12 protein-coding genes are annotated in these 14,520 nt (G+C 44.4%); 2 read left to right on the forward strand and 10 right to left on the reverse strand.

What is annotated here, in order from left to right:
* Nucleotides 1–102: 102 nt before the first annotated feature.
* Complete coding sequence (locus ACHLI0_RS00575) at nucleotides 103–1,053, forward strand: Dyp-type peroxidase (protein ID WP_490748210.1); 951 nt, start codon at nucleotides 103–105, stop codon at nucleotides 1,051–1,053.
* 327 nt (nucleotides 1,054–1,380) lie between these two features.
* Here the strand turns inward: ACHLI0_RS00575 and ACHLI0_RS00580 are convergent, their stop codons facing one another.
* The 10 genes from ACHLI0_RS00580 to ACHLI0_RS00625 all read right to left on the reverse strand — a co-directional run bounded on the left by ACHLI0_RS00580 (nucleotide 1,381) and on the right by ACHLI0_RS00625 (nucleotide 14,058).
* Nucleotides 1,381–4,509: an ATP-binding protein gene (locus ACHLI0_RS00580; protein ID WP_490748211.1), complete on the reverse strand. Its 3,129-nt coding sequence runs from the start codon at nucleotides 4,507–4,509 to the stop codon at nucleotides 1,381–1,383.
* Nucleotides 4,510–4,708: 199 nt separating this feature from the next.
* Nucleotides 4,709–5,407: an SOS response-associated peptidase gene (locus ACHLI0_RS00585; RefSeq protein ID WP_490748212.1), complete on the reverse strand. Its 699-nt coding sequence runs from the start codon at nucleotides 5,405–5,407 to the stop codon at nucleotides 4,709–4,711.
* Between the two features lies 1 nt (nucleotide 5,408).
* Nucleotides 5,409–6,659: a Y-family DNA polymerase gene (locus ACHLI0_RS00590; RefSeq protein ID WP_490748214.1), complete on the reverse strand. Its 1,251-nt coding sequence runs from the start codon at nucleotides 6,657–6,659 to the stop codon at nucleotides 5,409–5,411.
* Entirely contained in the window at nucleotides 6,659–7,099 is a 441-nt protein-coding gene (locus ACHLI0_RS00595; protein WP_055217582.1) for a LexA family protein, read from the reverse strand. The genes ACHLI0_RS00590 and ACHLI0_RS00595 overlap by 1 nt, the downstream gene beginning before the upstream one ends.
* Nucleotides 7,100–7,471: 372 nt before the next feature.
* Entirely contained in the window at nucleotides 7,472–8,170 is a 699-nt protein-coding gene (locus tag ACHLI0_RS00600) for a LytR/AlgR family response regulator transcription factor (RefSeq protein WP_008763423.1), read from the reverse strand.
* 70 nt (nucleotides 8,171–8,240) lie between these two features.
* Entirely contained in the window at nucleotides 8,241–9,314 is a 1,074-nt protein-coding gene (locus tag ACHLI0_RS00605; protein ID WP_234141467.1) for a sensor histidine kinase, read from the reverse strand.
* 18 nt (nucleotides 9,315–9,332) lie between these two features.
* Complete coding sequence (locus tag ACHLI0_RS00610) at nucleotides 9,333–10,553, reverse strand: ABC transporter permease (RefSeq protein ID WP_008765923.1); 1,221 nt, start codon at nucleotides 10,551–10,553, stop codon at nucleotides 9,333–9,335.
* An 82-nt stretch (nucleotides 10,554–10,635) separates the two neighbouring features.
* Nucleotides 10,636–11,379, reverse strand: coding sequence for an ABC transporter ATP-binding protein (locus ACHLI0_RS00615; RefSeq protein WP_016267774.1), 744 nt, complete (start codon nucleotides 11,377–11,379; stop codon nucleotides 10,636–10,638).
* A gap of 6 nt (nucleotides 11,380–11,385) precedes the next feature.
* Entirely contained in the window at nucleotides 11,386–12,615 is a 1,230-nt protein-coding gene (locus tag ACHLI0_RS00620) for an efflux RND transporter periplasmic adaptor subunit (protein ID WP_490748215.1), read from the reverse strand.
* A gap of 51 nt (nucleotides 12,616–12,666) precedes the next feature.
* Nucleotides 12,667–14,058, reverse strand: coding sequence for a TolC family protein (locus ACHLI0_RS00625; RefSeq protein WP_054958884.1), 1,392 nt, complete (start codon nucleotides 14,056–14,058; stop codon nucleotides 12,667–12,669).
* A 225-nt stretch (nucleotides 14,059–14,283) separates the two neighbouring features.
* On the opposite strand from ACHLI0_RS00625, the gene ACHLI0_RS00630 reads away from it, so the two are divergent.
* On the forward strand, nucleotides 14,284–14,520 hold the full coding sequence (locus ACHLI0_RS00630) for a DUF4492 domain-containing protein (protein ID WP_008763429.1): 237 nt from the start codon (nucleotides 14,284–14,286) through the stop codon (nucleotides 14,518–14,520).

The raw sequence follows: 14,520 nt of genomic DNA on the forward strand, positions 1-14,520 counted from the left end.
AGAGAGACAATATAAAGACAAAGTATATTATATATAAGAAGAGAGAGTAACATCACCGGATATATCTTATGGGCGAAACTAAAAAACTAAAATTAAAGGAATATGAATCTATTTCAAAATTCGTTTGGCGGTCATATCCCACAGGATGTGGCCGGAAAACAGGGAGAGAATGTAATATTTATAGTTTATAACCTGACAGATTCCCCCGATACCGTTGATAAAGTAAAGGATGTATGTGCCAATTTCTCGGCAATGATCCGTAGTATGCGCAATCGTTTTCCTGATATGCAATTCAGTTGCACGATGGGATTCGGGGCTGATGCGTGGACGCGGCTTTTCCCCGATAAGGGTAAACCGAAAGAACTGAGTACTTTCTCCGAGATAAAAGGGGAGAAGTATACGGCTGTTTCTACTCTCGGTGATTTGTTGTTCCATATTCGGGCGAAGCAGATGGGGCTGTGTTTCGAGTTTGCTTCTATTCTTGATGAGAAACTCAAAGGGGCTGTGGTGTCTGTTGATGAGACGCATGGATTCCGCTATATGGATGGTAAGGCGATTATCGGCTTTGTGGACGGTACGGAGAATCCTGCTGTCGATGAGAATCCCTATCATTTTGCGGTGATAGGCGAGGAGGATGCGGATTTTGCAGGAGGCAGTTATGTATTTGTGCAGAAGTACATTCATGATATGGTTGCGTGGAATGCGCTTCCGGTGGAACAGCAGGAGAAGGTGATCGGACGTCATAAGTTCAATGATGTGGAGCTGTCGGACGAAGAGAAGCCGGAGAATGCACATAATGCTGTGACCAATATCGGTGATGATCTGAAGATTGTACGTGCCAATATGCCGTTTGCCAATACTTCGAAAGGGGAGTATGGTACGTATTTTATTGGGTATGCTAGTACGTTCAGCACGACTCGCCGGATGTTGGAGAATATGTTTATCGGCAGTCCGGTGGGCAATACCGACCGCTTGCTCGATTTCAGTACGGCAATAACGGGGACGCTTTTCTTTGCGCCGTCGTATGATTTGCTGGGCGAGTTGGGTGAGTAAATCACCGGACGGTGCGAACTAGATAAAACGTGGTGGGAAGTTCGGAAAAGATGGTTATGTTTTCCGGATTTCCCACCACGTTTTGTTCTTTGAACTCTGTTTCTTTTGGCACTTTCTTCCAAATTTCATGAAATAAAGGGGAAAAAGTGAGAGGAGTGAGAGAGGATTTCTAACATTCGTATTTTTTTTAGTTGAAAATTAGATAGTAGAAACAGTGAAATAAAAATATAAAAGTTGCAATTCCTCTCTCACTTCCCTCACTTTTGCAGAATAAAAGACTTATTTTCCGATAACATACTTCGATGAAGTGTACACAGAAAACGTTCACTAAAGTGTAAATAGGAAACGTTCTTTCAGCAATTCAATTATTTGTGACTGCAGTTTTTTCGGCTGAATAGGTTTGGTGGTATAGGCATCAAACCCGTTTTCGATTATGCGTTGCTCATCTTCTGCATAAGCAAAGGCAGTTACTGCAATAATGGGAGTTTGCGGAGCTATCTCATGAATAAGCCTGGCGGCTTCATAACCGTCCATTTTCGGCATATTGATATCCATCAAAATGAGATGTGGATTCTTTTCTTTGAACAGTTGTACAGCTTCCTCGCCATTCCATGCGTGAATTAGCGTATAGTGCTTTTTGAGCATGGACTCAAACAGTTTATAATTGCTTTCATTATCTTCCGCCACCATGATTACAAATTTTTCCTTTTTGCTGATAAGTCTTGCGTTTTCGATATCTTTAGTTGCATGCACAGTTTTGCAGGTTGGGGCATAGGGGAGTGTAAACCAAAAAGTTGTTCCTTCGTCCAGTTTAGAACTGACTCCGATTTCTCCTCCCATTGTTTTGACGATGGTTTCACAGATGGATAGCCCTAATCCGGTTCCTTGGGCAAAGTTGTTGAGCTTCACGAAACGGCCGAACACATTGTGTAGTTTATCTTCGGGGATACCGCATCCTGTATCTGTTACATAAAAATAAAGAAAATCGTTATTTTTCGGATAATACCCGAATTCAATGCTGCCCTCTTGGGTGAATTTCATTGCATTGTTGATCATGTTAGTAACGACCTGTGTCAGACGGTTTTTATCGGTATTGATACAGCATTCGGGCATCTGCTGATTATAGAATATACGAACATTCTCATTGGTGTTTTTCAACTTGCTCGAATCTTCGATACTAAAGAACAGTTCGTTAACATCCACACTACTGTAAATAAAGTCCAATGTCCCTGCTTCTATTTTTGAAATGTCTAGGATATCATTGATAAGCTGTAGAAGCAAGTTGTTGTTATTTTCTATAATCTGTACATATTCTTTTCTTTCTTGTTCTTCCTCTTCGCTGGTTGAAGCCAGAATGCCGGAAAATCCTACGATTGCATTTAATGGAGTACGAATCTCATGGCTCATATTGGCAAGGAAGGCCGATTTAAGTTTGTTCGATTCTTCTGCTTTTTCTTTGGCTTGCACCAATGCCTCTTCCATTGCTTTTCGTTGGGTGATGACTAGTGAAGAGCCTACAAGATTTTTGGCTTTGCCATCTTTATCTTTCTCGTCTACTGTGGCTTGTACTTCCACCCATTCGTAATGTGAGGAATCATTTTTTTTAATGATCCGGAACTCTTCTTTGATTTTTGAAACTTCTCCATTGATCAGCTTGGTATAGGCCGCTTCTATGCGCTCTCTGTCCTGCTTGCAAATCTTGGAGAAGTAAGCCGAATCGGGAACAGATAATTGTTGTTCACTGACGTTTCCAATGCTTTCGAGTAGTTCTACCGGTCGATTGACATCGCAGAGTATGACTTTCTTTTCCAAATCCCACTTCCAAGGGGTTATATCCGCTACTTCTAGTGCTGCTGAAAGTTTATGATTGGCGGAGTGCAGCATTTGTTGAGTGATGGATAACTCAGTATTGTCCACACAGAAAACGTCCAGATGGTTTTTCTGACTGGAATGCACAACAATTACCGTATAGTACTTTTGAGTCTTTTCGTAGTAGTACTGAAAAGTGAATTCTTTTTTATGGATTAATGTATTGTATAGTTTAAAGAGTTCTACGCTGGCATTCTTTTTAAGATCAGTTTGTCTTTTCCCTAAGGTCTGTTCTTTGGTAGCGATATGTTTTTCAAATGTCGGATTTACTTCTCTGTAGATGAAGTCTATAATCTGTCCGTTTTCATCATAAATCAATTCTTCCTTGGCGTATAGAATAGGCATATTTTGTATCAGACTGCTATAGCCTGTCAGGGCATTAATCTTTTTCCCCCGTTCATCGGCAATTTTTCTGTTCCACCATGCATACAGGCAACCCAGAAAGAAAAGGAAGACGAGAATAATCTGATAGTTTTGTTCTAAGAAAGTCGGCGGCTTTGCGTAAAAGATAGTATTGGACGGGCATTTGTTGATATTCAGTCCAAGATTCGTGAAGTCTACATAGTTTATTACAGGGGCCGGTGTTCCCATCTGCACGAATCTGTACTTTGGGGATGTCGAGTTGGCAAGTATTTCTTTTACTGTTTGTAAGAATTTGCTTTTTATGACGTTTTCTTCCCAAAAACATCCTCCTACTAAGCCGTTTGTAGCTATGGCGTCTCTGTTTAACGTGAATACGGGAGATTTTGAGTAGCTGCCTAATAGTCTGGATAGACTGGATGTTAAGATTGCATTCCCTTGCTGGTATTTCGTCTTAAACCAAGAGAGATATAATACGAGTGTATTGGAATCGAGAGTTTTCAGATAACTGATCAGTTTGTCATTAGCAATGTCGCCTGCTATCAAGTGTTCTACCTGAATATTCGGATGGCTGTTTGCTATTATACTGTCGACCTCATCCCGACATTGCGCACTGATACATCTTTTGTCTGACAAAAAGATAAGTTTACTCATCTGAGGGGTAATGGTTGTCATCAGTTCTATTGTCTCTTTTATATAGAAGTGTGCGTCAAAGACGGTCAAGTGGATATTACCTTGGTAGTCTTTCAATGTTTTGCGGTCACTCACGGGGATGAGTTCTTTAGTTAAATAAGTGCTTGGATTACCTATATAATCTTTCTCCGAACACAAGAGTACCGGTACACCTTTCCAGTCCTTTTCAATTTCTTTGTTCATCAATGCCCAAGCGGAGTTGCCTAATAGAATAATCAGTTTGGGAGTTATATTACCGTATCTTTGATGCAAGTTCTTTTTATATTCTTCCAAAACTTCTTCAGTGTCGATGGTGAGCATGTTCATGTGCTCAATATATATATCTGTCTGATTATTTATGCCATATTGATCGTATATCGGATTGATAAATTCATTACTCCATTGCGAAGACTCTGTATAGGAGTTGATGATTAATATACTGTTATCTGATAAGTTCTGTTGTGCTTCTTGGGCATAGCAATAGGATAGGAAAATACTTTGTGTGAGAATAATGAATAGTAATAGATGTGATGTTTTGCTGATAAAAATGTGCATAATTAGTTGTTCTGTTTGATTTATAATTAGTCTTTCAAAATTAGTATAAATTACCAATAATGGCTGGATTTGAATTAAAATAATAAGTTTTTTTAATATAGAATGGTGTTTTATTTCGTTTTAAGTAATAATCCCCATTCCAGTCACGAAAAGGGGATTATTACCGTTTTTTTAAGATATATGTGAAGTCGTCTTTTTCCTATGCCCTTTGTACTATTGTCGGATCATTGGGAGATTTCTTTAAGAAATCGTTTCTGATAACGTATGCATCCATCTTCTCTGTATCGAAGGGGTTCAGTAAAGAAGCTATTTCGGCTTTGCTCAATGAGGGATTGAGCCATTTTACTTCTTCCTCTTGGGTGAGTATGGCGGGCATCCGGTGCTTGGTGTTATCGATGTAATCGGTCAGCGAATTGGTGTCAGTGGTGATGATGGAGAAAGTTTCGTGTTCCTCTCCCGTATCCTTGTCCAGCCAACGGTCGTAGATGCCGGCCATCGAGAAGATAGGTTCATCTTTCACATATATATAATAAGGTATCTTGTTTGCTCCTTCATGCCTCCATTCAAAGTAGCCGGTACTGGGCACTATACACCGTTTCTTCATGATCGGTTCGCGGAAAGACGGTTTCTCGAAAATGGTATCCACACGAGCGTTGAGTGTCATCTTTCTTATTTCTGTCGCATCCTCTTCGCTTCTTACCCAAAAAGGGATGAGCCCCCAGTTGAAAACCTGTACTTCGTCCGATGAAGTAATGATGGGATATTTGGGGAAAGTGAACGCATTCACATGATACTGTTCGTCAAGAATGCTTTGGTATATCTCGACTACATCCGATTGGCGTCCGTAGCGGGCGGCAACTTTGATGGCTTTGGCTGACATGGAGTTATGGAAACACATATTATCTGCAATTAATGTTTATAATTTGGTTGATATCAGTAGTATAACGTCCGGAGAGCTGTTCTTGTTTGAGCATCCATTCTCTTCCGTTTCCTTGCACGGCCAGTTTGATGCGTTGACCGTGTTCACCGTTGATCTTGTCTACGATTTGCATGAGTTTATTATGCTTCTCACGGTCGACGGAATCAAAAAGTCCGAGTTGCGCATCTTCTGTTATTTCGGTGATGATGACGCCTGCCTTCTTGTATTGATAGCCTTGCATGAAGATGTTTTTCAGTCCGATAAGTGCGTAATGGATAATCTCTTGCGTGTCATTGCTCGGTACGGGAAGATGGATGACGGTGTTCTTCCAGTATTGCGGAAGGTCTTCCCGGAAGTTATTGGTGTGGATAAATACCATGAGAGAATGGGCATACGCTTTCTGCTTCCGGAGCTTTCGGGCACAGGTCGATGCGTGTGTGGCGATAGCTTCTATCAAGGTATCGATGTCGGAGATCATCTTTCCGAAAGACCTGGATGTACAAATCTGTTTCTTTGCCGGAGGAATGGATTCCATGCGGATGCAGGAAATGCCACGAAGTTCCTTCCAGGTGCGTTCGCCTGTCACGGTCATTTCTTTGCGTACCCATGCTTCGGGAAGTTGGATGAAGTCATAGGCCGTCTTTATCCCTTGCTTTCCAAGTTTAATGGCTTGCTTGTGTCCGATTCCCCATACCTCTCTTATCTCTGTCTGTTGCAGGGCTTTGAGATGCTTTTCTTCTGTATCGATGATACACACCCGATTGTATGCAGGATACTTTTTCGCAAATTTATTCGCTATTTTGGCGAGCGTCTTTGTGGAGGCTATTCCCAGACTCATGGGGATGCCGGTACCACGGGTCACTCTGTTTACGATGTTTGTCCCCAGCGATTGCAGTTCCTTTATGCCGTCCAGATTCAGAAACGCTTCGTCTATCGAGTAGACTTCGATTTCCGGAGCCAGCTCGGTAAGTATCGACATTACTCGTCCGGACATATCGCCATATAGGGTATAGTTTGACGAAAAGACAGCGATTCCGTGACTGTCTATCAGACTTTTAATCTGATAGGCAGGGACGCCCATCTTAATTCCCAGTTCCTTGGCTTCGTTGCTGCGTGCTATCACGCAACCGTCATTGTTGGAAAGCACAACGACCGGCCTTCCGTTGAGAGCCGGATTGAATACCCGTTCGCAGGAAGCATAAAAGTTATTGCAATCTATTAGTCCGAACATTATCTTTTCCTCCGATTCTTTTTGATTGTAAATGTAACGATTCCCCAGATCATAAAGTCATTCTCCTTGGTTACTTTTATCAGTGGATAATCCGGATTGGAAGGGACCAGCCAGATAGCTTCCGGCTCCAGTCTTACTCTTTTGACGGTAAACTCACCATCGATAAAGCATACCGCCAAATCATCATCCATCAGCTCCAATGACTTGTCGATGACCAGTATGTCACCTTCTTCTATTCCTTCGTCTCTCATCGAGTCTCCCGTCACACGTCCGTAGAACGTTGACGCCGGATGACGGATCAGTTCTTTGTTCAAGTCAATCGCCTGTTCCATATAGTCCTGAGCAGGAGAGGGGAAGCCAGCCTTTATTCCTTCATCGGCAAATTGCAACGGAAGGCTGCTGGATATATCTATCTTATGTATCTCTATTTGTTTGTTCATAACTTGTTTGTTTAGTACCGATGTGTATTCCCTAATAAACAAACGGAGTCAAGTCTTTGCTCGCTCAAAGAAATGCATTAAGATTTAATAGAATATAAAAGAGCTTTATGTATAATCAAACTTTATGTTATTTTTCTTTGATTTAGTGCTATCGTTCAGCTTGTTCTATAAATAGATAAATAAAAAGTGCTTCCTAGATCGTCCGCCGACGAGGAAGCACTCAACACAAAAACTAAACTAGACTTAACTAAACTATTCTATTCTTGGAATTTCACAATCCCTTTCTGTTCGTTGCAAAGTTACATATAAAACCGATTTCTGACAAACTATAATCGACAAAATTCACTTTTTTGCCGATAAATTCGACAATCATCAGCTTCTTTCATCCAAAAATGCCTGAAAAACCTGCTTGTAACTATCACTAATGGGGATATACGTTTTGTCAAAGACGATACGTCCACGGTCGATCACCCGTATTTTGTCCTTTTGGACGATGAATGAACGGTGTACACGTATGAACCGGCTGGAAGGCAAAAGCTCTTCCATGGCTTTCATGCTCATGAGTGACAAGATGGGTTTGGCATCATCTTCCGTATAGATTTTGATGTAATCTTTCAGTCCTTCGATGTACATGATCTTTTTCAGTTCTACCTGTACCAGCTTATAGTCGCTCTTGACAAAGATGCTGTCTATCTCTTCCGGCTTCTGCACCAGCTCGAACCATTGCAGGGCTTTATTGGCCGCTTGCAGGAAATCGACATACGAGATCGGTTTCAGCAGATAATCGAGTGCATTGACACGATAACCGTCGATAGCGTATTGACCGAATGCGGTGGTAAATACGATACGCGTACGGGAATCTACCATTTGTGAGAACTCCAGTCCGTTAAGTTCCGGCATCTGAATGTCAAGGAAAAGAAGATCGACTTCTTCGCCCGGCAACTCCTTCATTGCCTGAACTGCACTGGAATACTTTCCTGTAAGTTGCAGAAACGGAGTCTTATTCACATAACTTTCCAGTAGGCCCAGAGCCAATGGCTCATCATCTACAATGGCACAACGTAATATCATAATTCTCTATATTTTATTTAATTACCTAAACCGAATATACTCTCAATTATTGCCTATTACTTAATACTTATTACTTATTAATACTCTCCCTCACACGGATGCTCAACCTAGATCTGTACTCTTTGCCATCTTCTGAGATTCCTTTCTGCCAGGTATACTGGCCGGGATAAAGAATCTCCAGTCGTCGGTTCACCTGTTCCAGTCCTATCCCCGAACCACTCTTGTCCATTATGTTCTTCGGGTGGTTGCTGTTGCTTATTTCGCAGATCACTTCCGTCTCATTTTCCGCAAGATGGATATGGATAAAACTCCGTTCCGTAGGCGATATACCGTGCTTGAAGGCATTCTCGATCAGCGAGATAAAGATAAGCGGTGCGATAAGAGTCTGGCTGTCCGGCAGGATATCAATCTGCGTAGTCATTTGTACATTGGAGGACAGGCGGATGCGCATCAGTTCGATATAGTTGCGGATAAAGTCAGTCTCTTTGCCCAGCGGGACATAGGTCTGCTGATTATCATACAACACATAGCGTAGGAGCTTGCTTAGTTCCTGCACAGCTTGTTGCGCCTTGTCCGTATCAAAAGCAATTAAGGCATAGATATTGTTCAGCGTATTGAGCAGAAAATGCGGGTTCAGTTGATTGCGCAGATTCTTCAGTTCCGCTTCCGAACGGTTCCGTTCCGCTTCCTTACGGGCAGCTTCCGCTTGTGTCCATCGGGCACTCATACGTATGGCGGCACTCAGTCCGATGGTGAAGACGAGACTCAGCATATCTCTGACAAAGAACAACCATCCCGGAGGAGCTCCCGACCGGTGAGGTTTGGGAACAAAGGAAGGATCGAATGTCAGACTCCGCCAAAGGTGCAGCATCAGACCGATGACACACAACAGGAGAATATTGTAAGTAATATACCTCTTGGTCTGGCTCTGGAAAAGATATCGGGGAACCAGCAAGAAGTAGTTGACGTAGAACGCGATCATGAAAGACAACGGTACGGCAGAATGGCGTACGTATGCCATCCAATTGATGTTTCCGTTTTCACGCTCTACAAAGAAGAACGGAAAACCGAACATAATCCCCCAGCCGATAATATGTATCAGTGCTTCCAGGGGACGACGTGCGGATGTTAGGCTTTGTTTCATAAAGACAAAGATAGTTTTTTATTCGTATCTGATAGCCTCTATCGGGTCTAAATCTGCTGCTTTCTTTGCAGGATACCATCCGAAGAAGACTCCGGTGACGGTGCAGACAGCGAAAGAAAGGAAGACACTCCAAGGTTGGATGAAGATAGGCCAGTGTGCCACGCTCTTCACGATCCAGCTGGCTCCGCAGCCTATGATGACTCCGATAAGACCTCCCGTAATACTGATCATGATAGCCTCGATGAGGAACTGGCTCAGAATATCAACGCCACGTGCGCCGACGGACATACGCAGACCGATTTCACGGGTACGTTCGGTGACGGATACGTACATGATATTCATGATACCGATACCGCCCACTACCAGAGATATTCCGGCAATACAGGCGAGCAGGGTGGTCATCAGATCGGTGGTAGAGTTTAGCATCGTACTCAATTCTTGTTGGGTACGGATGGTGAAATCGTCTTCGTCCGAAGCTTTCAACTTATGGTTGCGCCGCAGGATTTCCGTGATTTCATCGGTAGCATACTCGGTCATGTCTTCCGATAGGGCAGAAGCAAAGACACCCTGAAGATAGGTGACGGCAAGCAATCGTTTCATGACGGTGGTGTAAGGAGCCAGTACAATATTGTCCTGATCCTGTCCCATAGAGTTGTACCCTTTGGCTTTGAGCACACCGACCACCCGGAACGGTATCTTGTTGAAGCGGATGATTTTCCCTATCGGATCGCTTCCGTCCGGAAAGAGGTTATCCACAATCGTCTTACCGATCACGCAGACCTTAGCCGAACTCTGTATGTCGGCTTCCGTAAACATATCTCCGCTTTCTACACTCAACTGACGGATGTCGAGATACTCCAGCCCGACACCGCTGACGGATGACGGGTAGTTGTTGTTACCCGCGATAAGCTGTCCCGACGAAGACACATTGGGGCTGATGGCGGATAGGAAATTGGTCTCATCGCGCAAGGCCTCATAGTCGGTCAGCTTCAACGTCTGCATGGCCGAAGGGTCTTGCCGGACACCACCCCGTCTGTCGGCTCCCGGATGGATCATGATCATGTTCGATCCCATCTCCGATATCTGTTGCTGGATGCTTCGCTTCGATCCCTGACCGATAGCGAGCATCGTGATGACGGAAGCGACACCGATGATGATACCAAGCATGGTGAGGAAAGCACGCAGCTTGTTGTTCGCCAATGCCCGGAGAGCTATCTTAAATAAGTTAGTTCCATTCATAAACTACTGTTACTTATTACTTAATACTTGATATCTGATACTTAATACCTGATACCTAATACTTATTACCTATTACTTATCTTCAATCCTCGTCGCTTTTTGGCAATGCGGCCAGTGCTTCGGCGGCGGACAGGACATGAGAGTTGACTGTATCTTCAATGACATGACCGTCGCGCAGGCGGATGTTCCGGCTGCTGTATTGCGCGATTTCGGGATTGTGCGTTACGAATATAATGGTACGTCCTTCCGCATGAAGTTTCTGGAACAGGACAAGTATATCAAAAGACGTACGTGTGTCGAGGTTTCCGGTTGCTTCGTCGGCAAGGATGACCGCAGGGTTGTTTACCAGTGCACGGGCGATGGCTACGCGCTGCATCTGTCCTCCGGACATCTGGTTGGACTTATGCTCCAACCGGTCGCCCAAACCTACAGCCTGTAACGCTTCGACGGCACGCCGGCGACGTTCGGAAGCGCTCACTGATGAGTTGTACATCAGCGGTAACTCTACGTTTTCCACAGCCGTCGTCTTGGGCAGCAAGTTGTAGCTTTGGAAGACGAAGCCGATTTTCCGGTTTCTCAGTACGGCACGCTGAGGCTTGCTCATGGTGCGCACGGAGATGTCATCGAGCAGATACTCCCCGCTGGTAGGAGTGTCCAGACAGCCCAACGTGTTGAGCAGTGTGGACTTTCCCGAACCGGAAGTACCCATGATGGTCACAAACTCACCTTCGTTGATGGTGAATGAAACGCCCCGTAACGCATGGACGGTTTCTTCTCCCACCTGAAAGTCTCGTTTGATATTTTGAAGTTCAATTACTTTTTTCATACTTGGCTACTTGTTGCTTTTCTTTTTGTTGTTTCCCGGAGGGCCTGGCATGAACGGGCTTCTTTCTCCGTTTCCCTGACCCGGTTCTCCATCCATACTCTCGCCCGGCATAGCACCGATAGTGGCTTCCGTGACGACTTTGGTTCCTTCGGCAACACCACTGATGATCTCTGTGGAAATACCGTTACTGATTCCGATTTCTACCGGATGGGCCGTAAAGGTGGTTCCTTCGCGCGTCCATACCTTATGTTCGCCTTCGCAATCTTTCACGATATCATTCTTACCGATCAACGGTGCTTCGGGGGTGAAACGCAAAGCTCTGTTGGGGACAGACAATACATCTTTCTTATCAAGGATAAAGATAGTCACATTGGCTGTCAGACGCGGTTTCAGCTTCAAGTCCGGATTCGGAGCAGAGATCACCACTTCATAAGTGACTACCGTGCTGGTACTTGAACTGGCGCTGCTGCTACTGCTTGCATCTCCCAGACGAATCTGTGTCACGACTCCGTCAAACACATCATTCGGATAAGCATCGACAGTAAAGCTGGCACGCTGGCCTTCTTCGATACCGCCTATATCAGCTTCATCCACGTCTGCCACTACCTGCATCTGTGTCAGGTCGGCTGCAATGGTGAAGAGGGTAGGAGTTTCGAATCCGGAAGCTACGGTCTGTCCGGCTTCTACATCGCGGCTGATGACTACTCCGTCTATCGGAGAAGTAATCGTAGCGTATGACAGATTACGTTCTGCCTTTGCCAGAGATGCCTTGCTGCTGTCGAAAGCGCTCTTGGCCTTCTGATAATTATAGAGAGCCTGTTCGTAGTCGGTATCGCTGATCAATGACTTATCGTGCAATCCTTTGCTACGTTCGTAGTTCTTCTTCTGATATTCAAATTCGGCTTTGGCACCATCGTAAGTTGCCTGCTGGGATGCCAGTTCACTCTGTAAAGTGACACGGTCCATTTCGGCAATCAGCTGTCCTTTGGTTACTACCGAGTTGTAATCTGCATAAATCTTGTCGATGATACCGGATACCTGCGTACCGACTTCTACTTCTATCACCGGTTCGATTGTTCCGGTGGCAGTCACCGAATTGGAGATATCGCCTTTACTGACAGTCGCACTGGCATACGTCACCTTGTGCTTTGCCGGAGAACCTGTAAAGAACCAGATTCCTCCGCCCACTACTACGGCAACTGCCACAGCGATCAGGATAATCTTTTTCGTTTTCATTCTATATTCTGTTTTACTTATTTATATTCCGCTTTTAGTAAGGAAGAAGGCTTATAATGCCAGTTTGTCTCCTTGGTAGAACTTCAGCAACTGAGTGTTCAGTATCGCCATGTATTTGGCTTGAAGCTGCTCCTGCTGTGCTTGTAGCAAGTTGTTCTTTTCCGTCAGCAACTCTACTGTATTCTTCATGCCCAGATTGAACTGTTCGCTGATCAGGTCGTAGCTGATCTGTGTACTTCTCAGCTTCTCGTTCGCTGCCGCATAACGTTGCTGTGCACTGTTCGCATCCAGCCAAAGTCCTTCGATGGTCTTATACAGCGTTTTCTGTTCGTCGAGCAGCGACAGCAGACTCGTTTCGCGCTGTAACTTCGCTTTCTGCACGGCACTCTTGGTCTGACGGTTGTTGAAGATAGGAACGCTGACGGAAACACCGATGGAGTTGTTCCATCCGTTCTTTACCTGTTCTCCGAAGGTGAAGTCACTGCCACTGGTGTGGTTCGTTCCGATACCTGCACTCAGACTGATGGTGGGGAGATATCCCGCTTTGGCGATATCGATACCCAGTTCCGAAGCCTCTACGCTCAGTTTGCTCGCCTCGATCTCCGGACGGAGGGTAAGCGCGCTCATATACACATCCTTCTTGGTGGGCAATGGTAAAAGTACATTTTCGTCGGACAGGGCGGGGAGATAGACGTTCATTTCATTTTCTCCATCCAATTCGAGCAGTTGTTTCAGTTGTAATTTGTAGTCCTGCAGAGTGGCTTGCGCTGTTACTAATTGATAACGGTCGGTGCTGACCTGAGCTTCCAGCTGTGCCAGATCACTTTTGGCTATGCTTCCGGCATTCAGAAGTTCCTGTCCGCGGTCGCGTTGCGCAATGGAAACTTGCAGCGTATTTTCATTGACTTTGACGGACTCCGCTGCATAGAGAATCTGAATGTAAATCTGAGCAATAGATTCCTGAATACTATTCTCGGACGTTTCTACATCCAGATTGGCTGCCTGATTGTTCAGCTTCTCCTGTTTGATGGTGTTCAGTCGCTTGCTACCATTATAAATGGTCCACGAAGCATTCAGACCGTAATTGCCATTGTAACTGGTCTTGCTGGTTGTCTCGATCACCTCGCTTCCGCTGATCGTCTTGCTTGATTCCTGATACGGACGGTTCACCATGTTCTGGCTCGTAGAGAACGACAGACTGGGGAACAGGGCAGCTTTGGCTGTCTTCACGTCGATCTGTGTACTTTCCGCATTCACCCGGTTTTTGCGAATCGTAATGTTCTGTTGCAACGCATAGTCGATGCACGACTGTAAATCCCATTGGGCGGGGAGATTCATCTCACTCTGGGCGACTGTCTGCACAGAAGATTCTTGGGCGGATATACCGGGCAGCAGACCCGCTCCAAGAAATGCTATCACTGTCAATCTTCTTACATTTATCATATTTTTATATGTCTATTGATTTACTGGAACGAAGGTACGTACATATTATATTAGCTGCAAAAGCGATAGACAGATGGCACTTTTTCGCCGTTAAATGTTTTTTTTCTGTCGATAGGCAGGTTTTTTGAGAAAAACCATACAAATCATGCAACATTTTGCCTTACTTGTTTGTTTTAATTATAAAAATTGTATATTTGTACTCATTACAAATTCTAAGGTCAGCTTATGAAGAATACACTGCTTGCAATATGGAACTTTTATTTGGAGGGTTTCCGTAGTATGACGTTAGGTCGTACTTTGTGGCTTATTATCTTAGTGAAATTATTCATTATGTTCTTCATCCTCAAAATATTCTTCTTTCCCGACTTTCTTGGCGATCATCCTACAGATGCCGACAAGGGTACGTATGTGGGAAATGAGCTGATACAGCGTGCACTTCCGGAGAAAACCACTGATTTTTAA

The sequence above is a fragment of the Bacteroides sp. RCH18 genome (assembly GCF_058231005.1).